This is a genomic window from Thalassococcus arenae, from assembly GCF_019104745.1.
In the GTDB taxonomy this organism is placed as follows: Bacteria; Pseudomonadota; Alphaproteobacteria; order Rhodobacterales; family Rhodobacteraceae; genus Thalassococcus_B; species Thalassococcus_B arenae.
The window spans coordinates 1,486,979-1,513,808 of sequence record NZ_JAHRWL010000001.1; the positions used below are offsets into that span (position 1 = coordinate 1,486,979).

The 26,830-nt window shown below is 66.0% G+C and carries 26 protein-coding genes; 8 read left to right on the forward strand and 18 right to left on the reverse strand.

The window, feature by feature from the left end:
* Window positions 1-79: 79 nt before the first annotated feature.
* Window positions 80-1,033 carry a nuclear transport factor 2 family protein gene (locus tag KUH32_RS07295; protein ID WP_217777374.1) on the forward strand — a complete coding sequence of 318 codons (954 nt, stop codon included), beginning with the start codon at window positions 80-82 and terminating at the stop codon, window positions 1,031-1,033.
* A 120-nt stretch (window positions 1,034-1,153) separates the two neighbouring features.
* Here KUH32_RS07295 and KUH32_RS07300 read toward each other — a convergent pair whose 3' ends face one another.
* The 6 genes from KUH32_RS07300 to KUH32_RS07325 all read right to left on the reverse strand — a co-directional run bounded on the left by KUH32_RS07300 (window position 1,154) and on the right by KUH32_RS07325 (window position 5,716).
* Window positions 1,154-1,765, reverse strand: coding sequence for a DUF1523 family protein (locus KUH32_RS07300; RefSeq protein ID WP_217777375.1), 612 nt, complete (start codon window positions 1,763-1,765; stop codon window positions 1,154-1,156).
* A 10-nt stretch (window positions 1,766-1,775) separates the two neighbouring features.
* Window positions 1,776-2,042: a hypothetical protein gene (locus tag KUH32_RS07305; RefSeq protein WP_217778353.1), complete on the reverse strand. Its 267-nt coding sequence runs from the start codon at window positions 2,040-2,042 to the stop codon at window positions 1,776-1,778.
* Window positions 2,043-2,100: 58 nt separating this feature from the next.
* Window positions 2,101-2,433 carry a hypothetical protein gene (locus tag KUH32_RS07310; RefSeq protein ID WP_217777376.1) on the reverse strand — a complete coding sequence of 111 codons (333 nt, stop codon included), beginning with the start codon at window positions 2,431-2,433 and terminating at the stop codon, window positions 2,101-2,103.
* A 69-nt stretch (window positions 2,434-2,502) separates the two neighbouring features.
* A complete protein-coding gene (locus KUH32_RS07315; protein ID WP_217777377.1) occupies window positions 2,503-3,705 on the reverse strand; it encodes an aminopeptidase P family protein in 1,203 nt (400 codons plus the stop codon).
* Between the two features lie 170 nt (window positions 3,706-3,875).
* Window positions 3,876-4,241 (reverse strand): hypothetical protein, encoded by a 366-nt coding sequence (locus KUH32_RS07320; RefSeq protein ID WP_217777378.1) that lies wholly within the window; start codon window positions 4,239-4,241, stop codon window positions 3,876-3,878.
* Window positions 4,241-5,716, reverse strand: coding sequence for an NAD-dependent succinate-semialdehyde dehydrogenase (locus KUH32_RS07325; RefSeq protein WP_217777379.1), 1,476 nt, complete (start codon window positions 5,714-5,716; stop codon window positions 4,241-4,243). Before KUH32_RS07325 ends, KUH32_RS07320 begins: the two co-directional genes overlap by 1 nt.
* Window positions 5,717-5,799: 83 nt before the next feature.
* On the opposite strand from KUH32_RS07325, the gene KUH32_RS07330 reads away from it, so the two are divergent.
* The 3 genes from KUH32_RS07330 (at window position 5,800) to KUH32_RS07340 (ending at window position 9,108) form a co-directional block, all read left to right on the forward strand.
* Window positions 5,800-6,591: an alpha/beta hydrolase gene (locus KUH32_RS07330; RefSeq protein ID WP_217777380.1), complete on the forward strand. Its 792-nt coding sequence runs from the start codon at window positions 5,800-5,802 to the stop codon at window positions 6,589-6,591.
* A 61-nt stretch (window positions 6,592-6,652) separates the two neighbouring features.
* The gene (locus tag KUH32_RS07335; protein ID WP_217777381.1) at window positions 6,653-7,186 is read left to right on the forward strand and encodes an RNA polymerase sigma factor; all 534 of its coding nucleotides are present in this window, start codon (window positions 6,653-6,655) and stop codon (window positions 7,184-7,186) included.
* Window positions 7,183-9,108, forward strand: a complete 1,926-nt coding sequence (locus KUH32_RS07340) for a vWA domain-containing protein (RefSeq protein ID WP_217777382.1) — start codon at window positions 7,183-7,185, stop codon at window positions 9,106-9,108. Before KUH32_RS07335 ends, KUH32_RS07340 begins: the two co-directional genes overlap by 4 nt.
* 16 nt (window positions 9,109-9,124) lie before the next feature.
* Here KUH32_RS07340 and KUH32_RS07345 read toward each other — a convergent pair whose 3' ends face one another.
* Window positions 9,125-10,027 carry a LysR family transcriptional regulator gene (locus tag KUH32_RS07345; RefSeq protein ID WP_217777383.1) on the reverse strand — a complete coding sequence of 301 codons (903 nt, stop codon included), beginning with the start codon at window positions 10,025-10,027 and terminating at the stop codon, window positions 9,125-9,127.
* An 87-nt stretch (window positions 10,028-10,114) separates the two neighbouring features.
* Between KUH32_RS07345 and KUH32_RS07350 the strand changes: the two genes are divergently transcribed.
* The gene (locus KUH32_RS07350; protein ID WP_217777384.1) at window positions 10,115-11,110 is read left to right on the forward strand and encodes an NAD(P)-dependent alcohol dehydrogenase; all 996 of its coding nucleotides are present in this window, start codon (window positions 10,115-10,117) and stop codon (window positions 11,108-11,110) included.
* A 5-nt stretch (window positions 11,111-11,115) separates the two neighbouring features.
* Here the strand turns inward: KUH32_RS07350 and KUH32_RS07355 are convergent, their stop codons facing one another.
* The 7 genes from KUH32_RS07355 to KUH32_RS07385 form a co-directional block, all read right to left on the reverse strand.
* Entirely contained in the window at window positions 11,116-12,069 is a 954-nt protein-coding gene (locus KUH32_RS07355; RefSeq protein WP_217777385.1) for a pirin family protein, read from the reverse strand.
* Between the two features lie 97 nt (window positions 12,070-12,166).
* Window positions 12,167-12,640, reverse strand: a complete 474-nt coding sequence (locus KUH32_RS07360) for an Hsp20 family protein (RefSeq protein ID WP_217777386.1) — start codon at window positions 12,638-12,640, stop codon at window positions 12,167-12,169.
* 125 nt (window positions 12,641-12,765) lie between these two features.
* On the reverse strand, window positions 12,766-13,494 hold the full coding sequence (locus tag KUH32_RS07365; RefSeq protein WP_254899005.1) for a trypsin-like serine peptidase: 729 nt from the start codon (window positions 13,492-13,494) through the stop codon (window positions 12,766-12,768).
* A gap of 92 nt (window positions 13,495-13,586) precedes the next feature.
* Entirely contained in the window at window positions 13,587-14,309 is a 723-nt protein-coding gene (locus tag KUH32_RS07370; RefSeq protein ID WP_217778356.1) for a trypsin-like serine peptidase, read from the reverse strand.
* Window positions 14,310-14,458: 149 nt separating this feature from the next.
* Entirely contained in the window at window positions 14,459-15,751 is a 1,293-nt protein-coding gene (glcF, locus tag KUH32_RS07375) for a glycolate oxidase subunit GlcF (RefSeq protein ID WP_217777387.1), read from the reverse strand.
* 110 nt (window positions 15,752-15,861) lie between these two features.
* Window positions 15,862-16,986 (reverse strand): FAD-binding protein, encoded by a 1,125-nt coding sequence (locus KUH32_RS07380; RefSeq protein WP_217777388.1) that lies wholly within the window; start codon window positions 16,984-16,986, stop codon window positions 15,862-15,864.
* A gap of 32 nt (window positions 16,987-17,018) precedes the next feature.
* The gene (locus KUH32_RS07385) at window positions 17,019-18,467 is read right to left on the reverse strand and encodes an FAD-linked oxidase C-terminal domain-containing protein (protein WP_217777389.1); all 1,449 of its coding nucleotides are present in this window, start codon (window positions 18,465-18,467) and stop codon (window positions 17,019-17,021) included.
* Between the two features lie 119 nt (window positions 18,468-18,586).
* Here KUH32_RS07385 and KUH32_RS07390 point away from each other — a divergent pair, with 119 nt between their 5' ends.
* Genes KUH32_RS07390 through KUH32_RS07400 form a run of 3 tightly spaced genes read left to right on the forward strand, consistent with a single transcriptional unit; the run spans window position 18,587 to window position 20,100 of the window.
* The gene (locus tag KUH32_RS07390) at window positions 18,587-18,997 is read left to right on the forward strand and encodes a CopD family protein (RefSeq protein WP_217777390.1); all 411 of its coding nucleotides are present in this window, start codon (window positions 18,587-18,589) and stop codon (window positions 18,995-18,997) included.
* A gap of 3 nt (window positions 18,998-19,000) precedes the next feature.
* Entirely contained in the window at window positions 19,001-19,711 is a 711-nt protein-coding gene (locus KUH32_RS07395; protein ID WP_217777391.1) for a DUF599 domain-containing protein, read from the forward strand.
* Window positions 19,712-19,746: 35 nt separating this feature from the next.
* The gene (locus tag KUH32_RS07400) at window positions 19,747-20,100 is read left to right on the forward strand and encodes a hypothetical protein (protein ID WP_217777392.1); all 354 of its coding nucleotides are present in this window, start codon (window positions 19,747-19,749) and stop codon (window positions 20,098-20,100) included.
* 3 nt (window positions 20,101-20,103) lie between these two features.
* Here KUH32_RS07400 and KUH32_RS07405 read toward each other — a convergent pair whose 3' ends face one another.
* From KUH32_RS07405 to KUH32_RS07420, 4 genes are read right to left on the reverse strand one after another with little or no spacing between them, the layout of a single operon-like run.
* The gene (locus tag KUH32_RS07405; RefSeq protein ID WP_217777393.1) at window positions 20,104-22,143 is read right to left on the reverse strand and encodes a glutamine amidotransferase; all 2,040 of its coding nucleotides are present in this window, start codon (window positions 22,141-22,143) and stop codon (window positions 20,104-20,106) included.
* Window positions 22,140-24,896 carry a DUF4159 domain-containing protein gene (locus KUH32_RS07410; RefSeq protein WP_217777394.1) on the reverse strand — a complete coding sequence of 919 codons (2,757 nt, stop codon included), beginning with the start codon at window positions 24,894-24,896 and terminating at the stop codon, window positions 22,140-22,142. The genes KUH32_RS07405 and KUH32_RS07410 overlap by 4 nt, the downstream gene beginning before the upstream one ends.
* Window positions 24,893-25,771: a DUF58 domain-containing protein gene (locus KUH32_RS07415; RefSeq protein WP_217777395.1), complete on the reverse strand. Its 879-nt coding sequence runs from the start codon at window positions 25,769-25,771 to the stop codon at window positions 24,893-24,895. The genes KUH32_RS07410 and KUH32_RS07415 overlap by 4 nt, the downstream gene beginning before the upstream one ends.
* Window positions 25,768-26,769 carry an AAA family ATPase gene (locus tag KUH32_RS07420; protein WP_217777396.1) on the reverse strand — a complete coding sequence of 334 codons (1,002 nt, stop codon included), beginning with the start codon at window positions 26,767-26,769 and terminating at the stop codon, window positions 25,768-25,770. Before KUH32_RS07420 ends, KUH32_RS07415 begins: the two co-directional genes overlap by 4 nt.
* Window positions 26,770-26,830 lie beyond the last annotated feature (61 nt).

Sequence of the window (26,830 nt, forward strand, 5' to 3'; positions counted from 1 at the left end):
ACACGTTTGCAAAAAAGCTAGACGGCAGATGCATCCTTTGCCAAGACTTTTTTCAGGGCAGGGGGCGCGAGGGTTGCTGATGATCGATTTTCGTTCGGAAATCCGGTTGGGACTCGACCGGTTATGGCGTCACGGCGATGCCGGAGTGCTGGCTGATCGCGCCTTTGCCGACCTCGCCTGGCCGCTGAATCGCGTCGAGGGGCGGCAGGCGATTCTCGACCGCTTCATCGCGCCGTTGCGCGCGGCGTTCACCGGGTTGCACCGCCGCGATCTGCTGTTCATCGGCGGTCGGAACATCCGCGAGACGGGGGGCACCTGGTGCGCATGCGTCACCCACTATGTCGGAACGTTCACGGCGCCGCTCTGGGGCATCGCGCCTTCGACGCATCTGGCCTTTCTGCGCGCCGGCGAATTCTATCGGGTCGAAAACGGTCGGATCGCCGAGATCAAGATCATCTTCGACCTGCCCGACCTGTTGCGGCAATGCGGCCGGATGCCATTCCCCCGGATCGGGACCGAGTTGGCCTTTCCCGCACCGGCCACCCAGGACGGGCTGCTGCCGACGATCGGCAATGGCGACGCAACCATCGGGATCATCAACGGCATGATCGCCGATCTGCATGTCTACGACCCCAAGACCGGCGCGTCCAAGGGCCAGACCGGCACCGACGGCTACTGGCACGAGGACATGATGTGGTACGGCCCCGCCGGGATCGGTTCGAATTTCCGGTGGGACGGCTTCGTTCAGGACCATCGCGCGTCGTTCCTGAACGCCTTTCCGGATCGCAGGGGCGGCAACCATTACTGCCGCTTTGGCGACGGCAACTACGCGGCCATCTCGGGCTGGCCGTCGATGACCATGACCTGGCAGGGCGACTATCTGGGGCTCGAGGCCGATGGGCGGGCGCTGACCCTGCGGGTGATGGATTTCTACCGCTGCGACGGGCGGCAGATATGCGAGAACTGGGTCTGCCTGGACTACGGCGATCTCTATCGCCAGATGGGCGGGGTGATCGACGGTATCGGCATCTAGCGACTCCGCGCTTCTTCTCTTTTCCAAATACGCAAACCCGACGGTCTCACCGATCGCCCGATGGCCGGATTGCTCCGACCGGCGGGAATTGCGTATTTCAGAAAGAGAAGAAGATCCGGCTCAGCGCCCGAATCGCCGCCGGATGCTGTCGGTGCCGTCGGCGATGCTGTCCTCGATCTGTTCCAGAGCGGGGTCGATACGGCGCGCGCGGAACCGTCTCCAGCGTACCCAGATCGCCCAGAAGGTCGCCGCGAGCAACACCAGGATCACGATGCTGGTCCAGGGGATGATGCGCACGTCCGGCCCCGCGACGGGGCGGATCGACACGGCATTGGGAAAGATCGAGATGAACTCGTTGCGCCAGCCGTAATGCTTGATCGCCACCCATTGCGGGTCGCCGGCGACGGATTTCAGATCCGCCGCTTCGGCCTGCAGGTTCGATGTATCGAACTTGAAATAGGGTGGCCAGCTCCAGCCGGTGTCTTCGTTGCGATAGACCATCACGTCGCCCTTGGCGCGGCGGGTCTGGATGAAGAACACGTCGCGGTTGGCGGCGTTGATGTCGCTGCCGACATCGGCCTGCGCCCAGAACCAGCGGTTTTCACCCGGGTCTATGCGCTTTTCGTAGGTGTCGGTGATCCGCGCGATATCGGTCTGTGGCAGCGTGTAGTGCAGGAACGCCGCCACGAACAACCAGAACAGCGCGATCAGCGTCCATTTCACGTATCTCATCGGCGGGCCCTCAGGTGAAATTGGTCAGGTAGAGGATGAGCAGTATAAGCCCGGTGGGCACGATGTAGACGCCCAGGATCAATTTGCGGCGCAGCGACTGGTCGTAATCCTTCAGCCCTTCGCGCACGAATTCCTCCATCTCGCCCTCGCGGCCTTCGTCGTGCCATCGGCTTTCCAGCTTGGCGCGGCGCACGGCACGGGAATAGAGCGACAGCGATACGTAGATCACCGTCAGCACGACAAACCCGATAACCAACAGACGCGCCAGGGCCAGCATCTCGACACCCTCCTCTTGCATCAGGTGACGTCTCGGAGCGGGAAAATCAACCGCGACGTCACCAGCGTTCGGTTTTCCAGCGTCGCGGCGCGGTCGAGACCGCCAGGATCAGCACCGGGCCCCAGATCAGCCCCGCCTTCAGGCCCAGAACCAGGAAATGCCGCGCGCCAGAGCCGGGCAGGACGCCCAGCAAATCCGCAACCTCGGGCGAGCGCCAGAGATAGGACAGCGCAAATCCTGCCGCCGAGAGCAGCCACAGCATGATAGCCGAACCGATACCGAGCGCGACCAGCCCAACCAGCGTTTCGGGAACCAGCCTTTCGCCCAGCCGCGGAACGGCGAGGGCGAGCGCCATCAGGACAAGGGTCGGCAGGGCAAGCTGGGTCAGCACGGGGCGCGGTCTCCGGCCAAGGGGGTGCGGGCGGGCATGGCACAAAGCGGCCCGTCCGCACAAGCCCGGCTAGCCCACCACGTTGAATTCCGGGCCGTAGGGGTAGCCGGTGATGTTCTCGTTGCCGTCCGCGGTGATGATCAGGATGTCGTGTTCGCGGTAACCGCCGGCGCCGGGCCGTCCCTCGGGGATCGTCAGCATCGGCTCCATCGAGATGACCATGCCCGGTTCGAGGACGGTGTCGATATCCTCGCGCAGCTCCAGCCCGGCCTCGCGGCCGTAGTAGTGCGACAGGATGCCGAAACTGTGGCCATAACCGAAGGTCCGGTATTGCAGCAGGTCTCGATCGGCAAGAAAATCGTTGATCCGCGCGGTGATCTCGGCGCAGGTCGCACCGGGTTTCAGCAGACCGATCCCCAATTCGTGCGCCGCCACGTTGGCCTGCCAGATCGCCAGCGAGGCCGGGTCGACATCGTCCAGGAAAAGCGTGCGTTCCAGCGCCGTGTAATACCCCGAGATCATCGGGAAGGTGTTCAGCGACAGGATGTCACCGCGCGACAGCATGCGGCTGGTGACGGGGTTATGGGCGCCATCGGTGTTGATGCCGGACTGGAACCAGACCCAGGTGTCGCGATACTCGGCATCGGGAAAGCGCCTGGCGATCTCCAATTCCATCGCGTCGCGCCCGGCCATGGCGATGTCGATCTCGCGGGCGCCCGGTTCGATCGCGTCGCGGATCGCAAAGCCGCCGATATCGGCCACCTGCGCGCCTTGGCGGATCAGGGCGATCTCGGCCGGCGATTTGTGCATCCTCTGGCGCATCGTCGCCGGCGCGATATCGACGCTGCGAACCGGCGACAGAAACTCGGCCATAAACGCGCTTTGCGCCAGGGTCAGGTGGTCGCCCTCGTATCCGATCGCCCTGCCCTTTCCGGTGACCGAGAGGATCGCGCGCCAGTAATTGTTGCGCTGCCAGTCGGTATAGGTGATCGCATCGCCGGCCGACCGCCGCCAGGGCTGCGCCGCGTCGATCCCGGCGCTGATGGTGACGCAGTCGCCGGCCGTAACGACACAGGCATAGGGCCGCCCGAAGGCGCAGTAGAGAAAACCCGAGTAGTAGGCGACATTGTGCATCGAGGTCAGGACACAGGCGTCCAGCCCCTGCTCGGCGAGGATCGCGCGCAGACCGCGCAACCGTGCCTCGTATTCGGATGCGTCAAATGGCAGGATCCTTTGACCCTGGTGAAAGCGGTGAAACTGGGGACGTTCCATTGAAACCCTCCTTTTCGCGGAGGGTCGGCCAAGGCCCCTTCCCCTACCGCATCGGCAAAGCAAGGTCCCGGCGTTCAGGACGGATGGGGGCTGATAGGTGACGACGCCATCGTCGGCCCCTGTTGGGAATAGAGCCGATCACTGGCGTTTGGCAAGGGGGCGCAGGGTGTTCAGTCTGCCTTGGCCAGCCAGATCTTGTATTGCAAGACGACGCCATCGCGTTGCGCCGCGCGGATCTTGGCCAGGAAAAGGGTGTAGGCGCGGCTGGGGTCGCGATGGTCGTCCCAGTTTTCGCCTGGGGGGTCGGCGCCGAGGATTTCCCAAGACGTGTCGCGCGGCGGTTCGGTAAAGCGACGGGTCGACGCCTCCATCAACGAGATGCCCAGGCCCCGGCCCATCGCGTGACGGGCCAGGGTTTCGGCGTGGCGGGCCTGAAGCCAGGGCGTGCCGGCACCGGTACGGGCCGCCGCGACCCACGCATCCAGCGCGGTTTGCGATGGCAAATCGTCCGGGTCGTCGGGCGCGCCGCTGGCCATCACACCGTCATGCAGATGTATTTGAGTTCGAGATAATCCTCGATCCCGTGATGGCTGCCCTCGCGGCCCAGGCCCGATTGCTTGACCCCGCCGAACGGGGCCACCTCGGTCGAGATGATGCCGGTGTTCACGCCGACGATGCCGTATTCCAGCGCTTCGGCGACCTTGTACACGCGGCTCAGATCCTTGGCGTAGAAATAGGATGCCAGGCCGAAGATGGTGTCATTGGCCATCGCGATGACCTCGTCCTCGTCCTTGAACCGGAACAGCGGTGCCATCGGGCCAAAGGTCTCATCCGTGGCCACGGCCATGTCCTGGGTTGCGCCGGTGATGATGGTCGGCGGCAGGAAGTTGCCCGTGCCCTCCAATGGCTGGCCGCCTCCCAGGATGACCTTGCCGCCCTTGGACAGCGCGTCGGCCACATGTTCCTGCACCTTCTCGATGGCGTCGGCGTTGATCAGCGGGCCCAGGTCGGTCCCGGCTTCCAGCCCGTCGCCGACCTTCATCTTGCCCACCTTCTCGGCCAGCTTGGCTGCGAATGCGTCATAGACAGCGTCCTGAACATAAATGCGGTTCGCGCAGACGCAGGTCTGGCCGTTATTGCGGAACTTGCAGATGATCGCACCCTCGACCGCGGCATCCAGGTCGGCGTCGTCGAAGACGATGAAGGGCGCGTTGCCGCCCAGTTCCATGCTGCATTTCATCACCTGGTCGGCGGCCTGTTTCAGCAGGATGCGGCCCACTTCGGTCGAGCCGGTGAAAGTCAGCTTGCGCACCTTGGGATTTTCGCAGAACTCCTTGCCGATTTCCGAACTGGACGACGACGGCACGACGTTGAACACGCCCGCCGGGATGCCCGCGCGGTCGGCCAACACGGCCAGCGCGATGGCCGACAGCGGCGTTTCCTTGGCGGGCCGGGCGACGAAGGCACAGCCCGCTGCCAGCGCCGGACCGGCTTTGCGGGTGATCATCGCGTTGGGAAAATTCCAGGGCGTGATCGACGCGGCCACGCCCACGGGCTGTTTCAGCACCATGATGCGCTTGTCGCGCTGGTGGCCGGGAATGGTTTCACCGTAGATGCGCTTGGCCTCTTCGGCGAAGAATTCGATGAACGACGCGCCATAGGCGATCTCGCCCTTGGCCTCGGCCAGCGGCTTGCCCTGTTCGGCGGTCATGATCGTGCCCAGGTCGTCCTGGTTGGCCATCATCAGGTCGAACCACTTGCGCAGGATCGCGGCGCGTTCCTTGCCGGTCATCGCGGCCCAGGTCTTTTGCGCGGCACAGGCGGCGTCGATCGCCTTGGCGACCTCGGCGCGGGTCAGGTCGGTGACCTGCGCGATGACATCGCCGCGGGCGGGGTTGGTGACGTCGAATGTCTTTGAGCCCTCGACCCAGGCACCGTTCACATAGGCGCGGGTTTCCAGCAGGCTGGGGTCCTTGAGCAGGCTGGCCAGGTTGGTGGCTTGATCGAGCATCGTGTCTCTCCGGGAATTGCGTGTCTGGCGACAGCCAGAGCTTCTGCTATGGAAATACTGCAGACCCGGAGGGGAGGGAAGCCATGGAACTCGACGACGCCTATGCAAACGCGGCCTACATCCCGGATGCGGACGGGTTTCTCGCCCGTTGGCCGCAAGAGGCGGCGGATTTCCGCGGTCACATGGATGCCGAAGGACGCGCGCGGCTCGGGCTGATCTATGGGCCGTCGCCGCGGCAGGCGCTGGACCTGTTCCTGCCGCAGGATGATCCCGAGGGGCTGCTGATCTTCGTTCACGGCGGGTACTGGCTGCGCTTTGACCGGTCGTTCTGGTCGCATTTCGCGCAAGGGGCATTGGCGCGCGGCTGGGCGGTGGCGATGCCGTCCTACGATCTGTGCCCGGTCGTGCGCATCAGCGACATCACCCGGCAAGTGGCGCGGGCCGTGACGCTGGCCGCCGACATGGTGGCCGGTCCGATCCGGTTGGCGGGCCATTCGGCGGGTGGTCACCTGGTGGCACGGATGCTGGCAAAGGCGATGGTGCCGAAACACGTCTCGCATCGCTTTGCGCATGTGATGCCGATTTCTCCGCTTTCCGATCTGCGCCCTTTCCTCCGCACCTCGATGAACGCCGACCTGCGTCTGGACGAGGTCGAAGCCATCGCGGAAAGCCCGATGATGCAGCACGTTCCCGACATTCCGGTCACGGTCTGGGTCGGGGCCGAAGAGCGCCCGGTCTTCCTCGATCAGGCGCAGTGGTTGGTCAAACGCTGGAACTGTGGTCACCATGTCGCGCCGGGGCGACATCATTTCGATGTGATCGATCCGCTGCGCGACCCGGACAGCGGGATGATCGCCACGCTGCTGGACACGTGAAAAAATCCTCGCCCCGCGCCAAGGATCCGTGCGCGCGCAGCGTCCAACCCGTGTGATGCGCATGGATGCAAGTGACGAATCGCTGGCCAGGGCCGCGGCGCAGGGCGACCGCGCCGCCTTTGCCGCGTTGCTGGACAGGATCTATGATCCCCTGTTCCGGCTGGCCTTTCGTCTGACCGGAAGCCGGGCAGAAGCCGAAGACCTGGTGCAGGACATCTGTTGCACATTGCCGGGCAAACTGGCCGGGTTCCGCGGGCAGGCACGGCTGACAACCTGGCTGTATCGCATCGCGGTCAATGCCGCGCATGACCGGCGCCGACGCTTTGCCAGCCATGCCCGAGCCGCCGACGGCTGGGGCGAATGGGAACTGGATCGCCGCGCCGCCGAGGCCGAAGACGCCGAACGGCTGGACTGGCTGCGCCTGGCGATGGACGCGCTGACCCCGCCCGAGTTGCGCGACACGTTGGTTCTGATGCTCGAAGGGCTGAGCCATGCCGAGATCGGCGCGGTGCTGGGCGTGTCCGAAGGCACGGTCAGCTGGCGCCTTTCCGAAGCCCGAAAGAAACTCCGCGCGATGAAGGAGGCGGTGCTATGACCGACGAATTCGACGATCTCAAGCGCGCGCTGGACGCCGCAGCGCCAAAACCCGACGCAACGCGCAAGGCCGAAACACTGGCCCGCGCGATGGAAAATTTCGACAAGGCCCAAGGAATGGCCAGGCAGGCGCGTCCCACCTCTGATCGCCCCGGTTGGGGTCTTGTCAGAGGAGTAGGACAGATGTTTGCACAAATCGGATCGCGCGGCGCTTTGGTCGCGACAACGGCGGTGGCGGCGCTGGCCATGGTCGCGCTGGTGCCGGCGTTGCGCAATGCCGGACCGGAGATGCCAGGCCTGGCCGTGACCGAAGCCGAAGCGCCCGTCCGGGAATCGGTGGTCGTCGAAGACCTGGCATATGACGGGCTGGCAGACACTTCCCTGTCGCCCGCTCCGGCGCCGACGGCGACACTGCGCAAGGCCGCTCCGGCCGAAAGCGTGCTGCAATCGTCCGACCTGGCCGGCGCGCCAAGCGGCTCCACGTCCTCGGCGGAACCCAGGCTGTGGCCGGATCGCCGGCATGGTTCGCCCGTTGCCGAAGCCGACACCGAGGCGTTTCCTGAGGTCGAACCAAACGGCCTGAAGGTGACGATCGAAGAGCCGGTTTCGACCTTCTCGATCGATGTCGACACCGCGTCGTGGTCGATCATCCGCAACTCGATCGCCAACGGCTTTCTGCCGCCGCGCGACGCCGTGCGGATCGAGGAGATGGTGAACTATTTCCCCTATGCCTATCCCGCGCCGGACGGCGATGTGCCCTTCCGTACCTCGGTCGGCATGAGCGATACCCCCTGGCGCGACGGTACGCGGATCGTCCAGATCGGGCTGCAGGGCGCCATGCCCGCCGAACGTCCACCGCTGAACCTGGTGTTCCTGATCGACACATCGGGCAGCATGGACCAGCCGAACAAGCTGCCTCTGCTCAAGCAAAGCTTTCGCCTGTTGCTGGGCGAGCTGACCGCGCAGGACGAGGTTTCGATCGTCACCTATGCGGGCAGCGCCGGACAGGTCCTTCCGCCCACCAGCGCCGCCGACCGCGACACGATCCTGGCCGCTCTGGACCGGCTGTCGGCTGGTGGCGGGACAGCGGGACAGGAAGGGCTACAGCAGGCCTATGCCACCGCCCGCGGCATGGCCAAAGACGGCGAGGTCAGCCGGGTGATCCTCGCCACCGATGGCGATTTCAACATCGGCATCAGCGACCCCGGCGCGCTGGAGGACTACATCGCCACCGAACGCGACAGCGGCACCTACCTGTCGGTGCTGGGTTTCGGACGTGGCAACCTGGACGATGCGACGATGCAGGCCCTGGCCCAGACCGGCAACGGCATGGCCGCCTATATCGACACGCTGGCCGAGGCGCAGAAGGTGCTGGTGGATCAGTTGACCGGCGCGTTGGTGCCCATCGCCGACGACGTGAAGATCCAGGTGGAATGGAACCCCGCCATGGTCGCCGAATACCGCCTTCTGGGCTACGAGACCCGGGCGCTGCGGCGCGAGGATTTCAACAATGATCGCGTCGACGCCGGTGAGATCGGCGCCGGCCACCAGGTGACCGCGCTTTACGAAATCACGCCGGTCGGGTCGCCTGCGCGCCTGACCGACCCCTTGCGCTATGCCGAAGCCGGGGCCGGGCAAGGTGGTGAGCTGGGCTATCTGCGGCTGCGCTACAAGGCACCGGGCGCAGAGACATCGCAGCTGATCGAAACGCCGATCCTGCCGGATGCCGCACCGCTGCCGGATGCCCGCTTCGCCATGGCAATCGCCGGGTTCGGCCAGATTCTGAGCGGGTCCGAGATGATCGGTGACTGGTCGTTTGGCGATGCGATCGCGCTGGCCTTGCAAGGCCGCGGCGAGGATCCCTATGGCTATCGGCAAGAGGCGATCACATTGATGCGACTGGCGGGCAGTCTTATGCGTTGATCCCCCGGTCGCACCGTCACGATGCGCGCAACAGCCTGGGGATCGCGTCGACCAGCGTGTCGAAAACCAGACGCACACGGGGTGACGTGCGCAATTCGCGATGGGCCACCAGCCAGACCGGAAAGGTGAATTCCTTGATGTCGATCTCGACACGCTGCATGTCGGGGTCGGCATCGCCGAGCCCGCGCGGCACCACGCCAAGCCCCAGGCCGGCGCGCGCCATTTCCCAGTTGACGATGTGGTTGCCGGCGGCGACGGGAAAGCTGCTTGCGGTGACCGGGATCCCGCGTTTGACAAGCGCCTGCATGAACATCGTCTGATCGGCGAAACCGATGAACTGGGCACGACCCAGATCCTCGGCCGTGTCGAACGGGCCCGCGCGGGCGATGTAATCGCGATGCCCGTAAAAGCCGCCCTGATCTTCGGCCACCAGGCGTCCGATCAGGTCGGGCTGGTCGGGACGGGCGTTGCGTATGGCGATGTCGGCTTCTCGGCGCTTGAGATCGCGGATCTCGTTCGACGCGACCACTTCGATCGTGACCCCCGGCGCGGTGTCACGCAGAAGGCGCACCAGACGTGGCATCAGCCACCACGAGTAGATTTCGGAGGCGGTGATCGCGACGTGGCCTTCGACCGACGTCGCCTGCCCGCTGGCGGCCAGCGAGACGCCTGCAGCCGCTTCGCCCATGGCGCGGACATGGCTCAGCAATTCCATTCCGGCATCTGTCAGGCTCAGCCCGCGCCCGACGCGTTCGAACAACGACACGCCCAGCTCGTCCTCGAGCGCGGCCACCTGCCGCCCCAAGGTGGGCTGGGTCATGCCAAGAGCGCGCGCCGCGGCCGACAAAGACCCTTCTTCTGCGGTCACCAGAAAGGCGCGAGCCCGGTTCCAGTCGAATTTCACCGATCTCCAATCCATGCAGATTTGCATAGCACCTCTGGAGATTCGGTCAATGTTCGGGAATCGCCGTATGGCGTATGTCACCCGCATTGCAGGAGAGATGCCATGAAAGCCGCCATTTACACCCGGTACGGGGCGCCCCAATCCGTGTCGGTCAAGGACGTCGCCACCCCCGCGCCGGCACCGGACCAAATCCTGATCCGCGTGCGTGCCAGCACGGTGACCACCGCCGATTGGCGCCTGCGCGCATCGGCCTTTCCGGGTTTGCTGTGGCTGCCGGGGCGGCTGATGACCGGTCTTGTCGCTCCGAAGAACCCGATCCTCGGCCTCGAGGTCGCGGGCGAGATCGTGGCGACCGGGCGAGATGTCACGAGGTTCCATATCGGCCAGCGCGTCTTCGGTTTTACCGGCGGTGGCGCGCATGCCGAATACCTGGCTCTGTCGCAGGATGCCGCTGTTCTTCCGATCCCGACGGGCATGAGCGATGCCGAGGCCGCGGCCTTGCCCTGGGGCGCGGTCGCCGCGCTGGTCTTTTTGCGCGATGTGGCGCGTGTGAAACCGGGACAGGACGTGCTGATCGTCGGGGCATCGGGTGGCGTCGGCGTTTATGCCGTGCAGATCGCCAAGGCGATGGGGGCGACGGTGACTGGTGTGTGCAGCGCCGCCAATGTCGATCTGGTCCGTGACCTGGGTGCCGATACGGTGCTCGATTACCGCAAGACGGACATCAGGGCGGCACGCAACGCCTATGATCTGGTCTTTGATACGGTCGGCGCCACACGCTACCCGAAGATGATCGGCGCACTGCGCAAGAACGGGCTGTTCCTGCCGCTCAATTTCGGCGGGCGCGAATTGTGGCACCTGGTGCTGTCGCGCTTGATCCGCGGACCGCGGATCAAGCTGTTCGTGAACGGCGACAGCGCCGAGGATCTTCGGGCCGTGCTTGCGATGGTCGCAAACGGGCAGCTTCGCCCTGTCGTCGACCGGCACTTCGCTCTGGACGACATCGTTTCTGCCCATGCCTATGTCGAGGCACGGCATCGCAAGGGCGCGGTGATCGTCGACATGGCCCGGGCGGGAGACGCCCGCGCCATCGCCTGAGCCTGTCAGCCGCGTGGCTTGGTGCGGTCGAGATCCGGGCCGATCGGGATGAATTCATCCGCGTCACCGGGTGGTAGACGAAAAGGGCCATGATCCCAATCGGCGCGTTTCCAGGCTTCTTTTGCCTCTTCGATCCGGTCCTTGGATGACGATACGAAGTTCCACCAGATGTAGCGCGGCCCGTTCAGCGTTTCGCCGCCAAGCGCCATAAGCCGCGCGCCCTGCGATCCGGCCCTGACCGAGACCCGGTCTCCGGGGCGGAAAACCATCATGCGGCCGGCGTCGAACGTGTCGCCGGCGATCTCGACCGAGCCCTGTACCACGTAAAGCCCGCGATCCTCGTGATCGTCGGGCAAAGGAAAATGCGCGCCCGGCATCAGAGTGACATCGGAATAGAAAATCTCGGATTGCATGGTGACCGGGCTGGCCTGGCCCCAGCCGGTTCCCAGGATCAACCGCGCGGTCGCGCCTTCGGACTCGATCACCGGCAACGCCGCCTGCTTGTGATGTTCGAAGTCCGGCGCCATGTCTTCGCGATCCTCGGGCAGGGCGACCCAGGTCTGGATGCCGAACAGCTTGTGCCGCGTGGCGCGGGTTTCGGCGCTGGTGCGTTCGGAATGGGTGACGCCGCGCCCGGCCAGCATCCAGTTGACCTCTCCGGGATAGATCATCTGGTGGGTGCCCAGGCTGTCGCGATGCTCGAATTCGCCCTGATACAGGTAGGTCACCGTGCCCAGCCCGATATGCGGATGCGGGCGCACATCGATGCCGCCATCGGTGATGAACTCGGCCGGGCCCATCTGGTCGAAGAAGATGAACGGCCCGACCATCTGGCGTTTCGGCGAAGGCAGGGCGCGCCGCACCTCGAAACCGCCCAGGTCGCGGGCCCGGGGAATGATCAGGGTTTCCACCGCGCCGGTCTCGGGGCAATCGGGCGTATGGGTCGGGTTCCAACTCATGGCAGGGCTCCTGTCTGTCGCACAACGATATAGGATCGCGACGCAAAAAGGCCCCGGAATTCACCGGGGCCTTCGACTCGTCGCGATGTCAGGCGCTTCAGTTGACGGCTTCGGCGTCGACCACGTCTTTGTCCACGGCGGTCGTCGCGGCCTTGGCGATCGCGATCCGGCGCGGTTTCAGCGCCTCGGGAATCTCGCGGACCAGGTCGACATGCAACATGCCGTTTTCATGGGTCGCACCGGTGACGCGGACATGGTCGGCCAGCGCGAACTTGCGCTCGAACGCGCGGGTTGCGATGCCGCGATGCAGGTAGGTCTTGCCGGTCTCTTCCTCGGCCTTGCGGGCCGAGACGACCAGCGCCTGTTCCTTGACCTCGACCGACAGGTCGTCATCCGAGAACCCGGCGACGGCGATCGAGATGCGATAGGCATCGTCGGCGGTCTTTTCGATGTTGTAGGGCGGATAGGTCTGGGTCTGCACGTCGTTGGTCAGCACCCGGTCCATCAGGTCGGCGATCTGGTCGAAGCCGACGGTTGCGCGGTAGAGCGGCGCAAAATCAAGGGTTCGCATGGGTCATCCTCCTAGAAGCGATACCGTTATGTGCGGCGCCTTCCCATCCGGGACAGGCGTCTTGGATCACCGGAACCCTGACAGGCGTCCCGGTGCGAACGATGTGGGGGCGGAGAATCCGGGTTTCAAGACCCGCCGGGGCGGACGAACCGGGCCCCTCCCGATGCGCGTTCGCCGACCGTGATCCGGCGCGCTCCCGCGCCTGGCTGCGGACGCGCCGCATCCCGACGCAAGATGCGCATCAAGGCCGTGACCTGCTCGGGCAGGACCATGCCATAGGCGGTGCGGCGACCCTCGCGAACGTCGCCGACGGCCGAGATCACCGACACGATCCGCAAGCGGTCGTCGATGCGGGCAAAGACCGGCGCGCCGGAAGATCCGAAGGTGACGTCGCAGTCGAAGCCGAACACCCCGCCATGATAGCGGTGGGTGATTTCGCAGGATGGCTCGCGCGACAAGGCCTGGTCGCGGCCCTGGCCATAAGACAGAACGCTGACGCGCGCGCCGTCGGGCAGAGTGTCGGCGACCTGGAACGGATCCGCCTCGGCGCTGAAGATGTCGTGGTCCAGTTGCAACAGCGCGATGTCACGGGCGATCATCGTGCCGGTGTTGCGGCCATCGGAACCGGGTGTGTAGCCATCCGAGACGATCCAGCGGGTTACACGACGGTCGGCGATCTGCTGGCCGTGGTGATACCCGGCGCGGAACCGGATCGCGGTGGCCGGCACCGGTGCCGCGCTGGCCCTGTCGAACAGGCAATGCGCTGCAGTCAGAACGATATCGCGGGCGATCAGCGTACCCGTGCAATAGCCGGTCGGGGTGTCGATGCGGCCCACCGCTTCCCATCCCAGCAACGCCCCGCGCCCATCCAGGACGTCGAAGGCGGTTTGCGACTGGCCCGGTGCCGACCCGGCAGCAAGGCTCAGCCAAACCGCTGCGAGATATGTCAGGGCCGGACGAATTTCGCGCCCGTCTCGTTGCGGTTGCCCGCCTGCATCCGCGCCAGGCCGGGCGCAAGGCCCGCACCCCGTGCCAACGCGCCGCGCAGGTCGCGCAAGGGCGCTTCCAACGCGGTGCCCAGAGAAACCGGCCGGCCGTCGGCTTCGGCCTTGGCGGAAACGACCGATACGATCTGCGGCGTGCCGTCATCGCCAAAGCTGAAAACCGGCGATCCCGAGGCGCCGAAATCCACCGAGCAAGACAGGATGAGCACGCCGTCCTGGCGCGACATCACCTCGCAGGTTTCCTGCAGCGACGGTGCTTCGGACCGGTCGAAGGCATAGGACACGACCCCGACATTGTCGCCCACGTCGGGGCGATGATCGGTGACGAACGGCTTGATGGCATTGTTGCGGATGGGGTGCTGCAGCTCGATCAGGGCGATGTCGTTGCGAACCCGCGAGGCGTCTGGCGGGCCGTTGAAATCATAGGCCGGATGCGAAACAGCGCGGCGAACACGCCGATAGGCGGCGGCGCGGCCATTGCGCCACCCGGCCAGGAACTGGATGTCCTCGGTCGGCACGGCGGCTCCGGTGGCGGGATCGAACAGGCAATGCGCCGCGGTCAATACCAGATCGGGCTCGATCAGGGCTCCGGTGCAAAAGGCCACGCCAGAGATCTCCAGCCGCCCGACCGCTTCCCATCGCCGGCCGTCTTCGCGGCTCTGCATGGAAAACAGGCCTTGCGCCTGTGCCACGCCGCCCCAAAGGACAGCGGCTATCACCAACCAACGCACGTGTTTTTGCTCCGCCACTTCGGTGCCCTTGATAGTCGGAAGTTTCGGCGAAATTGGGGCAAATCGGAAAAGAAATCGTTACGTCACGTCGTTTCCACCAAGGCGCGAGGCTTTGGTCCCCCGGTTGCCCAATCCAAAAGCTCGACCGTGTGCACGATCGGAATCGCCGTGCCCGACCCGATCTGCATCATGCAGCCGATATTGCCGGCCGCGATCACGTCGGGCTGTCTGGCCTCCAGCGTGCGCACCTTGCGGTCCTTCAGCTTGGCGGAAATCTCGGGTTGCATCAGGTTGTAGGTGCCGGCCGACCCGCAGCAAAGATGGCTGTCGGCGGGCTCCACCACCTCGAACCCCGCCTTTTTCAGCAGGTCCTTGGGATAGGTCTTGATCTGCTGGCCGTGTTGCAGCGAACAGGCGGCGTGATAAGCGACCCTGATGCCCTTCGCCGCGCCCTGCGGCAGGTCGAGCTTCATCAGCACCTCGCTTACATCCATCGCGATGTCCGCCACCTTTTTCGCGCCCTCGGCCAGCCCCTCGGCGCGGAACATGTGGCCGTAATCCTTGACCGTCGTGCCGCAACCGCTGGTGTTGATGACGATGGCATCCAGCCCGTCGGCATCCATCTCGCGGTTCCAGGCGCGGATGTTCCTGGCGGCGGTGGCGTGGCTTTCGGCGGTCTTGCCCATGTGATGGGTCAGCGCTCCGCAGCACCCCGCACCCTCGGCCACCACCACTTCGCAGCCGAGCCGCGTCAGCAGCCGGATCGTCGCGTCGTTGATGTCGGTGTTGAGCGCCTTCTGCGCGCAGCCGGTCATCAGCGCCACGCGCATCTTCTTCTCTGCGACCGGAGCGAACGTTTGCGGATCGTCGTTGCGGCTGACCGGTGGAATGCGCTTGGGTGCCATGGCCAGCATCGCGCGCAGCCGCGCATCCGGGATCAGCGGGGCAAAGGGCTTGGCGATCTTCGCCCCCAGCATCGCTACGCGGAACCGGTAGGGATAGGGCAGGATCCGCGCCAGTATCCAGCGCAGGGCCTTGTCGTGCCAGGGCCGGTCGTAATGCTTCTCGATATATTCGCGGGCATGATCGACAAGATGCATGTAATGCACGCCGGACGGGCAGGTCGTCATACAGGCCAGGCAAGACAGGCAGCGGTCGATGTGCTTGACGGTCCTGGCGTCCGGCTTGCGCTCGTTCTCGAGCATGTCCTTGATCAGGTAGATGCGCCCGCGCGGGCTGTCCAACTCGTCGCCCAGAACCTGGTAGGTCGGACAGGTCGCGGTGCAGAACCCGCAATGCACGCAGGTGCGCAAGATCTCGTTCGCCCGCGCAGTGCCCGGATCTTTCAACTGCTCTTCGGTAAAGGTCGTCTGCATGAAAAGCCTCGGTGATTGGGCCTATCGTCGATCAAGCGCGCCGTGGCTCTAAGGCGGGCAGCGCCGGCGATTGGCAAAGAACGAAGGTGCGGGGTCGAGAGGGCATCCGGCTAGGCCATCAGGCCGGGGTTGAGAATGCCGCGCGGGTCGAACCGAGTTCGCAATCCCCGGCCAATGGCGGCGACAGGGGCCGGTTCGGGGTGAAAGACCGCAAGCGCGGCGCGCGCCGCGTCGCTGCCGCGGATCAGCGTGGCATGGCCGTCGAAGGCGCCCAGCCGGGCACGGGCATCGGCGCCGTCCGGCAACTCGGCCCAGATCAACCCGCCGCCCCAATCCAGCAGCAGCGCATCCGCGTTCAACCGGTCACACAGCGCCGGCGCGTCCGACGGCCTACACGAGATCCGCCAGACCGCGCCGTCGCTGCCGTGCATCGGCGCCACGTCGCGCACCCATCGCCAGCCTTCGGCGACCTTCTCCGCATCGGTTTCGACGCGCACTGCCAGATCCGGGAACAACGCTTTGACCTGCTTCGCGCGATAGGCCACCGATTGCTCAAAGCCTTCGATCCGCAGCATCGTCACCGCTGTACCGTCCAGCCCCCGCGGTGTATGCGCCGCGCCGGAAATGTCGAAGGGCGATCCCAGGGCGCGCGCCATCGCCGCGACGGCATCGGCGATCGACAAGCCGTCGATCAGCACGCAGGCCGCAGCATCGGGCTTTGGCAGCACCTTGAGGCTCACCTCGGTCAGCACGCCCAGAGTGCCCCAACTGCCGGTCAGCAGCTTGACCAGGTCGTAGCCGGTGACGTTCTTCATCACCCGGCCGCCGTTCTTCAGCACGGTGCCCTGTCCGTCGACGAACCGCACGCCCAGCATCTGGTCGCGGCAAGCGCCCGACTGGATGCGGCGCGGCCCGCTGACATTGCCGGCCACCACGCCGCCGATCGTCGGCTCGCCCTCGGTGCCCAGCAATCCGCGGTGGTCCATCGGCTCGAAGGGCAGGCGCTGGCCTTCGGCATCCAGCGCCGTTTCCAGTTCGGCCAGCGGCGTGCCGGCCTGCGCCACCACGGTCAGCGCACCGGGTTCATAAAGCGTGATTCCCGACAGCCCGCCGGATTCCAGAACCTCGCCCGCCACCGGCTTGCCGATCCGGCGCGTGCCGCCGCCGCGGATATGCAAGGGGCCCTTGGCGGCCGCGATCATCTCGGCCAGTTCGGCCTCTGTCCCAGGTCTCATGCTTCTTCTCTTTGAAAAATACGCAAATGCGCTCACTCGGCCGCAAGCGCCATCGCGCGGCGGCTTTCGGACGAGGCCAGCGGAAACACCTTGGCCGGATTCAGCAACCATTTCGGGTCGAACACATCCTTGACCGCCATCTGCACTTCGAGGTCCGCGGGCGCGAACTGGTCGATCATCAGGTCGCGTTTTTCGATCCCCACACCGTGTTCGCCGGTCAGACAGCCGCCGACCTCGACGCACAGCTTGAGGATCGCGGCACCGAACGCTTCGCAGGTTTCCAGGTCGCCGGGCTTGTTGGCGTCGAACAGGATCAGCGGGTGCATGTTGCCGTCGCCGGCATGGAACACGTTGGCGACGTCCAGTCCGTACTCCTTCGACATCTCTCCGATGCGTTTGAGCACATGCGGCAGCGAAGAGACCGGGATCGTGCCGTCGAGGCACATGTAGTCGTTGATCTGTCCCATCGCGCCGAAGGCGGATTTCCGCCCCAGCCAGATGCGCCCCGCTTCGTCCGCATCCCGGGCCTCGCGCAGCTCGACCGGATTGTGCCTGCGCGCGATCTGCAGAATCAGTCCCAGCTGTTCATCGATCTCGGCCTCGCTGCCCTCGACTTCGACGATCAAGAGTGCCTCGCACATCGGGTAGCCGGCCTTGGCGAACGCCTCGGTCGCTTCGATGCAGGGACGGTCCATGAATTCGATCGCGACGGGCAGAACGCCCGCCTTGATGATGTCGGCCACGCAGGCGCCTGCGACCTCGTTGTCGTCAAAACCCATCAGCACCGGCCGCGCGCCCTCGGGCTTGCGCAGAATGCGCAGCGTCGCCTCGGTCACCACGCCCAGCTGGCCTTCGGACCCACAGATCAACCCCAGCAGGTCATAGCCGCCCGCATCCAGATGCGCGCCGCCCAGTTCCATCACGGTGCCGTCCATCGTCACCAAGGTGACACCCAGCAGGTTGTTGGTGGTCACGCCGTATTTCAGGCAATGCGCCCCGCCGGAATTCATCGCGATGTTGCCCGCGATGGCGCAGGCCAGTTGCGACGATGGGTCGGGCGCGTAGAAGAAATCGTTCTCTTCGACCGCGCCGGTGACCGACAGGTTGGTGCGCCCGGTCTGCACGCGAATGATGCGGTTGTCGTAATCGGTTTCCAGAACCGCGTTCATGCGCGCCACGCCGAGGATCACCGAATCCGCCGTTGGCAGCGCCCCGCCCGCCAGCGACGTGCCGGACCCGCGCGGCACCACCGGCACGCCTTCCTCGTGGCAGATCTTGAGCACCGCCGCGACCTCTTCGGTCGAGGAGGGCAGCACCGCCGCCAATGGCGGGCACTTGTAGGCGGTTAGCGCGTCGCATTCATAGGCACGCGTCTCGGCTTCGTCGTCGATCACCGCGTCGGCGGGCAGGACGGTGCGCAGGCGGTTCACGATCCTGGCCTTCTTCGACAGGATCCGGGCGTTCGGTTTGGGCATCTGCATCGGGGCATCTCCGCTTAATTGGTAAGATTATATAACCAAAGTACCCATGTGGCGAGTCTTAAACTGCCTCACTTGCCGCGATATCTTGCGCTTTTTCGCGTCGCAGGGCAGGTCGGGGCATGGCCTGGGTCAAGATCATACACATTCTGTGCGTCATGGGTTGGATGACCTCGATTTTCGCGGTTCCCCGCGCGCTGATCTACTGGAAACGCGAATGGGCCCGGCTGGGCGAATTCGGCCCGCTGGGCGACCTGACGATCCGGCTTTACCGGTTCTCTGCCGGGCTCGCGGTGATCGCGGTGCTCACCGGGCTCTGGCTGGGGTGGTGGCTGGGCTGGCCGGGCTGGGTGCATCTGAAACTGGCGCTCGTTGTGGCGCTGGCGGTGCACTACGCCTGGACCGGCCGTCTGGTGCTGCGCGCCCGCAAGGGCGTTTTCGACGAATCCGACCTGTTCCTGCGCATCTTCAACGAGATCAGCGTGATCGGCGCCATCGCCGTGCTCTGGGTCGTCGTCGTGCAGCCGTTCTGAGTCATGACCTGGATCGACCGCCTGTCGCTGTTTTCGCCGCTGGACTATGTCGCCCTCGCGCTGCTTGTCTGCTGCTGGCTGGGCGTGTCCTGGCTGATCGAGCATCCGCCCGGCGCGCGGCCCTCTACCGCGCATCTCATGGCGGATTACCGCCGCGAATGGATGCGGCATTTCCTGACCCGCGATCCGCGGATCTTCGACAGCCAGATCATCGGCAACCTGCGTCAAGGCACGGCATTCTTTGCGTCGGCCTGCATGATCGCCATCGGCGGCGGGGTCGCGCTGCTGGGCAATGCCGAGCGGCTGGCAGGTGTCGCCGGAGATCTGACACTGGACCAGGCACCGATCTTCGTCTGGGAGGTGAAGGTGATCGCGATCCTGCTGCTGACCACCAACGCCTTTCTGAAATTCGTCTGGGCGCACCGGTTGTTCGGCTACGGCGCGGTGCTCATGGCGGCGGTCCCGAATGACCCCAACGATCCGGTCGCCAGGGCGCGGGCAAACAAGGCGGGCGAGATCAACGTGCTGGCGGCCCGCAGCTACAACCGCGGCCTGCGGTCGGTTTATTTCGGCATCGCTGCGATCGCCTGGCTTGCCGGGGCCTGGGTTCTGGTGGTCGCGACGCTGTTTACCCTGTCGGTCGTCTTGCGGCGCGAATTCGGTTCGCATTCCCGCGCCGTCCTGCTGGACGACAGCGACCGCACAAAGCTGTGACCCCGCCGCCGCGCGCCCCGTGCTAGCCTCGCCGCATGAGACAGCTTGCCCTTCTTTTCCTGTGTTTCGGGGTTCCGGCGCTGGCCGATCCCCCGCAGATCACCGCCGCGCAGGCCGATTTCGATGGGTCGAACTGGCGGTTTTCCGTAACGCTGGCCCATCCCGACACCGGCTGGGATCACTATGCCGACGGCTGGCGCATCGAGGATGCCGACGGCGCGATCCTCGGCACGCGGGAATTGCTGCATCCGCATGTCAACGAACAGCCCTTCACCCGCAACCTGACCGGCGTTGCGGTTCCGGGCGATCTGCAGACGGTGTTCATCCGCGCCAAATGCAGTGTCGACGGGTGGTCGGATAGGCGGCTGGAAATCCCGCTTTCGCGCTAGCCCTCAGCGCCGTCCTTCGCGCAGCCAGGCCGCGAGGATCATCGCCGAGGCCAGCAAAAGCGTCAGCCAGGCGGGCAACAGCGGCGTCTGGCGCACGTCCACGGTTTCGAAAGCCTCGCGCGGTGTGATGCCGATCCAGCCGCGACCTGCGGCGGGCCGTCCTTCGGACACCGCGCGGATCGCCGGAACGCCGTCCTCGAGCCGCGGAATACCGCCGCGCAGGCTGTCGATCAGCGGCTCCAGTGCCTCGCCGCTGGCGATGGTCTGTTCGAATTCCCGCGGTGCTGACGGGCCCAGGCCGACCACCGCCGACATCGCATCGTCCGCCAGCCGGTAAAGCCCGATTTCGGGGCCGTCATACACTGTTTCGAACCGGCCCGGGGACACCTCTTCGAGCGTCACGATTTCGGTTTCGCCGTCGGGGCGGGTGACCGTCACCGATCCCGCCTCGTCCGACAGCGACCGGCGGATGATGCGCATGGTCTGGCCGGTCGGTTCGGCCCACAGCGCCTCTTCCTCCAGGTCGGGCTCTTTCATCATCCAATGCGCCAGCCGCCGCAGCAATTCCAGCTGCGGTCCGCCGCCTTCGTAGCCGCGGCTCCAAAGCCAGGCATGGTCGGATGCCAGCAGGGCAACGCGGCCTTCGCCAACGCGGTCCAGGATAAGCAGCGGGCGGTCGTCGATCCCCGACATCACCACGTCGCCATCCCGCGGATCGACCTCGACCTGGCGCAGCCAGCGCCCCCAGCTTTCGGCGCCCAGCAAACCGGCCGTCACGGGGTGCCGCTGGCCCAGATCGGTCACGGCCGGGCGATAGCCCTGTTCGACCACCCGGGCGGTCGGCTCTGCGGGCAGAATGTCGGCAAGCGGAGAGCGGTAAAGCGAGTCCGCGCTTGCGAAATCCGGACCCGCGGCGATCAGCACCGCGCCGCCGTTTTCGACATAGGCGCGCACGTTGTCCAGGTAGATCGCGGGCAGGATGCCGCGGCGCTTGTAGCGGTCGAAGATGATCAGGTCGAAATCCTCGATCTTCTCCAGGAACAGTTCGCGCGTGGGGAAGGCAATCAGCGACAGTTCCGTTACCGGCACACCGTCTTGTTTTTCCGGCGGGCGCAGGATGGTGAAATGCACCAGATCGACCGAGCTGTCGGATTTCAGCAGGTTCCGCCAGGTGCGGCTGCCGGCATGCGGCTCGCCCGAGACCAGCAGCACGCTCAGCCGGTCGCGCACACCGTTGATCTGCACCAGCGCGGTGTTGTTGCGATCGGTCAGTTCGTCCTCGGCCGCCGGGACCGAGAACTGGATCACGTTCAAACCGCCATGCGGCAGGGTGATCGGCAGGTCCATGTCGGCGCCGATGGGCACGGTGAATTGCTGCGGCGTCTCGCCGTCGACCGAAATCAGCAGATCGGTGCTGACCACGCCAGGTGCGGCGCCGTCATCCTCGACCCGGATGGTCAGGGTCACCGGTTCGCCCAGGATGGCGAACGCCGGGGCGTTGCGCACGATCAGGCGGCGGTCCCAGTCGGTCTCGCGCCCGGTCAACAGCAGATGCAGCGGCGCAGGCAGGTTCGGCGCCCGTTCGAGATCGTGAAGCCGACCGTCGGACAGCAGGAAGATACCGGCAATGCGGCCGCTGGGTTCCTCGGCCAGCGCCGAAGACAAGGCGGTCATCAATTGAGTTCCGGCATCGCCGTCGCCATCGCCGACGCTGATCCGGCGCAGTTCGGTATTGGGCCGCGCGGCGATCCGCGCCTCGAGCGCTTCGGCGGCCTGCTGGGTTTCCGCAATGCGGTCGCCCAGTTTCTGCGAAGCACTTTCGTCCACCAGCATCAGCACGATGTCCGACAGCGGTGCGCGGTCCTCGACCTGGTAGGACGGCTGGGTCAGCGCCAGAACCAGCACAAGGCCTGCCAGCGCCCGGAACGCCCAGCCCGGCAGGCCGCGCCACAGCGCCAGCGCCACGCCCAGAAACGCGACGCCCGCAAGCGCCCAGATCGCGGGCCAGGGCAGCAGCGGGTCGAAGATCACCGTTCCGGTCATTGGCCCAACCTGTCTAGCAACGCAGGCACGTGGACCTGGTCGGATTTGTAGTTCCCGGTCAGCACATGCATTACCAGGTTCACGCCGAACCGGTAGGCGATCTCGCGTTGGCGTTCGCCGGTAAAGCCGCGCCCCACGGGCACCAGCGGGTTGCCGCGCTCATCCATCGCCCAGGCCGCGGCCCAGTCGTTGCCGCCGATCACCACCGGGGTGACGTTGTCGTTGAGGTTGCGGAACGGCATGCCCTCGACCAGTTCGGCATCGGGGGGCGCGGCTTCGACCCACACGTCGCGGCCGGTGAAGCGTCCTGGGAAATCCTGCAGCAGATAGAAGGTGCGGGTCAGCACGTGGTCGGCCGGCACCGGTTCCAGCGGCGGGATGTCCAGCGGTGCCGCCAGTGCCTGCAGCTTGCGGCCGTTGGGGCTGGAGGTGCCGAACCCGGCGATATCGGCGTCGCGGGTGTCGAACAGGATCATGCCGCCCGACCGCAGGTAGGTGTTCAGCTTGGCATAAGCCTCGGCCGAGGGCGTGGTCTGCCCGCTGGTGATCGGCCAGTAGAGGAACGGGTAGAAGGCCAGTTCGTCGCGTTCCAGGTCGACGCCTTGCGGGTCTGCCGGTTCGACCGAGGTGCGAAAGAACAGTGTCTCGCTCAGACCGCGCAGACCGGCCTGAGAAAGCGCATCGATGCTGTCATCGCCGGTGATGACGTAGGCCAGAACCACCTCACCCGTGGCGTCGATCGCCTGCTGGTCGGCCTGGGCGGCACCCTCGGTGGGTGCCAAAGCCAGGGCGCCCAGAACGATCGCCGCGGCGCGTGCGCCCCGCAGACGACCGGACAAGGCCAGCGTGGCCAGCACATCGGCCAGCAACAGCGCGATCGCCAGGCCCAGCAACCAGCCCGCCAGCGGTTGTTCCTGCGGGCGCGAGAACCCCTCGATCCGCAGCCGCGACGGCCACACCGCCGGTTCGAACACCATGTCGGGCGTGACGACGTTGCGGGCAAGGCTGCGATCCTCGCCGGAATAGATGCCCGGTCGCAGGTCCGGACCAAGCGTGCCCTCCACCAGTTGCGGGCCCGGCACTCCGGGCAGCGTGCCCGCGTCGCGCAACGTGCCGAAAGCGTCCAGCACCTGTTCCGGTTGCCAAATCGTGCCTTCCAGTTCGTCGGCTTCCGGCGTGGTTACCGCCGACGACACCGCCAGCCGTTCCAGCATCTGCACGAACAGGCCCGACAAGGGCAGGCTGGACCATTCGGCATTCGCGGTGACGTGGAACAGCACGATCTGGCCCAGACCGACCTGTTTGCGCGTGACCAGCGGCGTGCCATCCGCCAACTGCGCGATCACCCGGTCGGCCAGTGTCGGATCGGGTTGCGCCATGACCTGGCTGTTGACCGTGACATCGGCGGGGATGGGCAGTCCGGCGAAGGGGCTATCTTCGGCGAACGGCGCCAGCGCCTTGGGCTCGCCCCAGCTCATCGCGCCGCCGACACTGCGGCCGCCGGCGCGCAGGCGCACGGGCATCAGCGGGTCCTCCTCGGCGCGGCTGACATCCGACGCCGCCAGCCGAGGCCCCGCAAAGCGCAACAGCGTTCCGCCGGCCTCCAGCCAGTCGGTCACCGCCTGCTGTTCCCCGTCGCTCAGCGTGGCGACATCGGCCAGCACGATCACGTCAGGGTTGGCTGGCAGAACATCGCTCAACGCGCCATCCAGCAGTTCGGCGGTCGGGATCAACGCCTTTTCCAGGAAATGCAAAGGCGACAGCAGTTCCAGCCCTTCGCGATTGTCGCGGGCGGCGATCAAGGCCACCTCGCGTCGGCGCAGGCTGTCATCGGGCAGGGTCACTGCCCCGGCGCTGCGGGCGCCTTCGACTTCGAACCGGGTAACGCGGGCGCGCAGTTCCGACGGCAGGCTCAGCTCGACGCTGGCCTGCAGGGCATCGGCTTCGAAGCGCAGCGGCACGCGCGCCAGAACGGCGGGGTTGCCTGCCGGGTCGCGGCCATGCACGGCCAGCGATGCATCCGCCGCCGGGCCCGGGCGCAGGCGGCGGGCGTCAAGAACGATCACGCCATCCTCGACCCGGGCAGGCGACAGCGCGTATTGGGTGCGCGGGCTTTCGAAAATCGTCACCGTGCCCCGATCTTCAAGCACGGCCAGCAGTGCTGCGCGGTCCTCGCGCGCCAGCCCGTCCGAAAGCCAATGCGTGTCGAAACCGCTGTCGGGCAAGGCAGCGATGGCGGCGGCAGTGCGGTCGGCATCGGGCGCCCAGGGTTCGGGCTGGATGCCGGACAGGCGGCTGCGCAAGATGTCGGCGCTCTGGAACTGCGGAGCTTCGGGCGCGGTCAACCGCATCAGCGCCACCGGGCGGCTTTCGCGCGCGGCGCGGGTCAACACCGCGTCCAGCGCGGTTTCCTGTGCGCGCCAGTCACCGGCGCTGGCCCAACTGGCGTCCATCACGATCAGCAGCGGCCCGTCACCAGCGGTGGCATCCTCGGGCTCGGGGTTCAGCACCGGTCCGGCAAGTCCGACGATAACCGCTGCGGCCGCCAGCATCCGCAGAAGCAGCAGCCACCATGGCGTGCGGTCGGTGACCTGTTCATCGTCCTTCAGACCCAGCAGCAGCACGACGCCGGGAAACAATCGTCGGATCGGCGCGGGCGGCACGGCGCGCAGCAGCAGCCACAGGATGGGCAGCGCCAAAAGTCCCAGCAGCAGCCAGGGCGCGGTAAAGCCGATTGTTCCGAACAACGTCATGTGCGTCCGCCCTCCAGCGCCCGGAATATCCATAGCAGGGCGACTTGCGCGCTGTCCGATGTGTGATGACACAGGTATTGCCATCCGGTCGTCTCAGTCAGCGCCCGCAACCGCGCCTTGCGCTCGGCCAGTCGGGCCAGATATCGCTTGCGCAGATCGGCGGCTTTCAGCGTCTCATGGGCGAGCGTGCCGCCGACGCTTTGAAAGATCGTGCGCCCGTCGAAGGGAAAGCTTTCCTCGCTGGGGTCGAGCACCTGCACAATGACACCGCGCACGCCGCGGTCTGCGGCCTTGGTCAGCGCCGCTTCGACAGGACCGATATCGGCAAGGAAATCGGACACGAACATGGCGCGGGCATGGGGCAGCATGCCGCGTGCCTCGGGTTCGGCGTAATCGGCCTCGCCGTCTTCGGAAAACATCTCGGCCAGGCGCAGGGTCTGGATGTCGCCCCGGCGCGGCGGCAGGCGCCATCCGGTCAGGCCCACCCGTTCACCGCCGCGGATCAGCAGGATCGCCGTGGCCAGCGCAATCAGCCGGGCGCGGTCGGCCTTGGTCGGCAGGTTCTTAGACGACGAAAACCGCATCGAGGCGCCCGGATCGACCCAAAGCTGCACGCTTTGGGCCACCTGCCATTCGCGTTCCCGGACAAAGCGGTCATCGCCCTTGGCTGACCGCCGCCAGTCGATCTGGCGATAGCTGTCCCCGGCCCGCAGCGGGCGATATTGCCAGAAATCGTCGCCCAGCCCCGCACGCCGCCGCCCGTGTTCACCCAGCAGGACAGTGCCCGCAAGGTGTTCGGCCCGGGCCAGAAGCGCCGGAAAACGACTGGCTTCATCCTGGGCGCGGGACCGAAGCTGGGCGACGGTGTCGGTCAAGCGGCGGCCTCGCTGGCCGCGAACCCGGCCGCCACTTCGTCGATCAGTTTGCCCAGATTTTCGCCGCGGGCCCGCGACGAGAAGGTCAGCGCCATCCGGTGCACCAGCACCGGCCGCGCCATCGCGATCACGTCCTCGGGCGCGGGAGCCAACCGGCCCTGCAGCATGGCCCGGGCGCGCACGGTCAGCATCAGCGCCTGCGCGGCGCGTGGTCCGGGGCCCCAGGCGACGGTGTCGCGCACGCGCTGGCTGGACGACGGGTCTTCCGGACGGAAGGCGCGCACAAGGTCCAGGATCATTTCGACCACCGCATCGCCCACCGGCATCCGCCTGAGCAACACCTGCGCCTGCATCAGAGTGGTAGGATCGAACACCTGATGGCTGATGTCTTCTTCCACGCCGGTGGTGGCCAACAGGATGTCCTTTTCGGTGCCGCGGTCGGGATAGGGCACGTCGATCTGCACCAGGAACCGGTCCAGCTGCGCTTCGGGAAGCGGGTAGGTGCCCTCCTGTTCGATCGGGTTCTGCGTGGCCAGCACGTGGAATGGCGTGTCCAGCTTGCGGGTCTCGCCGGCCACCGTGACCTGCTTTTCCTGCATTGCCTGCAAAAGCGCCGACTGTGTCCGCGGGCTGGCGCGGTTGATTTCGTCGGCCATCAGCAACTGGCAGAAGATCGGGCCTTCGATGAACTTGAAGGCCCGGCTGCCGTCCTTGCCGGTCTCCAGCACTTCGGAGCCAAGGATATCGGCCGGCATCAGGTCGGGCGTGAATTGGATCCGGTTGCCACGCAGGCCCATGACCGTCGACAGCGTCTCGACCAGCCGTGTCTTGCCCAGGCCGGGAAGGCCGATCAGCAAAGCGTGGCCACCGCACAGCAGTGCCGACAGCGTCAGGTCGACGACGCGTTCCTGGCCGATGAAGCGTTTCGTGATCGAGGCGCGCGCCTCGGCCAGCTTGTCCTCCAGTGCCTCGATGTCGGCAACCAGGTCTTCGGCCATGACGGACCTCCCTTGAATTCTATGTCTTGAGATAGGAGTGTATCGCGCGGTTTGAAATTGG

Coding starts and splice junctions, on each gene's coding strand:
- KUH32_RS07360 (WP_217777386.1), bottom strand. CDS start 12,640: ATGCGAACCCTTGATTTTGCGCCGCTCTACCGCGCAACCGTCGGCTTC.
- KUH32_RS07320 (WP_217777378.1), bottom strand. CDS start 4,241: ATGGCCAGCGGCGCGCCCGACGACCCGGACGATTTGCCATCGCAAACC.
- KUH32_RS07395 (WP_217777391.1), top strand. CDS start 19,001: ATGACCTGGATCGACCGCCTGTCGCTGTTTTCGCCGCTGGACTATGTC.
- KUH32_RS07345 (WP_217777383.1), bottom strand. CDS start 10,027: ATGGATTGGAGATCGGTGAAATTCGACTGGAACCGGGCTCGCGCCTTT.
- KUH32_RS07390 (WP_217777390.1), top strand. CDS start 18,587: ATGGCCTGGGTCAAGATCATACACATTCTGTGCGTCATGGGTTGGATG.
- KUH32_RS07370 (WP_217778356.1), bottom strand. CDS start 14,309: ATGCAGAGCCGCGAAGACGGCCGGCGATGGGAAGCGGTCGGGCGGCTG.
- KUH32_RS07340 (WP_217777382.1), top strand. CDS start 7,183: ATGACCGACGAATTCGACGATCTCAAGCGCGCGCTGGACGCCGCAGCG.
- KUH32_RS07335 (WP_217777381.1), top strand. CDS start 6,653: ATGGATGCAAGTGACGAATCGCTGGCCAGGGCCGCGGCGCAGGGCGAC.
- KUH32_RS07385 (WP_217777389.1), bottom strand. CDS start 18,467: ATGCAGATGCCCAAACCGAACGCCCGGATCCTGTCGAAGAAGGCCAGG.
- KUH32_RS07295 (WP_217777374.1), top strand. CDS start 80: ATGATCGATTTTCGTTCGGAAATCCGGTTGGGACTCGACCGGTTATGG.
- KUH32_RS07315 (WP_217777377.1), bottom strand. CDS start 3,705: ATGGAACGTCCCCAGTTTCACCGCTTTCACCAGGGTCAAAGGATCCTG.
- KUH32_RS07305 (WP_217778353.1), bottom strand. CDS start 2,042: ATGCTGGCCCTGGCGCGTCTGTTGGTTATCGGGTTTGTCGTGCTGACG.
- KUH32_RS07405 (WP_217777393.1), bottom strand. CDS start 22,143: ATGACCGGAACGGTGATCTTCGACCCGCTGCTGCCCTGGCCCGCGATC.
- KUH32_RS07350 (WP_217777384.1), top strand. CDS start 10,115: ATGAAAGCCGCCATTTACACCCGGTACGGGGCGCCCCAATCCGTGTCG.
- KUH32_RS07330 (WP_217777380.1), top strand. CDS start 5,800: ATGGAACTCGACGACGCCTATGCAAACGCGGCCTACATCCCGGATGCG.
- KUH32_RS07410 (WP_217777394.1), bottom strand. CDS start 24,896: ATGACGTTGTTCGGAACAATCGGCTTTACCGCGCCCTGGCTGCTGCTG.
- KUH32_RS07300 (WP_217777375.1), bottom strand. CDS start 1,765: ATGAGATACGTGAAATGGACGCTGATCGCGCTGTTCTGGTTGTTCGTG.
- KUH32_RS07380 (WP_217777388.1), bottom strand. CDS start 16,986: ATGAGACCTGGGACAGAGGCCGAACTGGCCGAGATGATCGCGGCCGCC.
- KUH32_RS07355 (WP_217777385.1), bottom strand. CDS start 12,069: ATGAGTTGGAACCCGACCCATACGCCCGATTGCCCCGAGACCGGCGCG.
- KUH32_RS07400 (WP_217777392.1), top strand. CDS start 19,747: ATGAGACAGCTTGCCCTTCTTTTCCTGTGTTTCGGGGTTCCGGCGCTG.
- KUH32_RS07325 (WP_217777379.1), bottom strand. CDS start 5,716: ATGCTCGATCAAGCCACCAACCTGGCCAGCCTGCTCAAGGACCCCAGC.
- KUH32_RS07420 (WP_217777396.1), bottom strand. CDS start 26,769: ATGGCCGAAGACCTGGTTGCCGACATCGAGGCACTGGAGGACAAGCTG.
- glcF (WP_217777387.1), bottom strand. CDS start 15,751: ATGCAGACGACCTTTACCGAAGAGCAGTTGAAAGATCCGGGCACTGCG.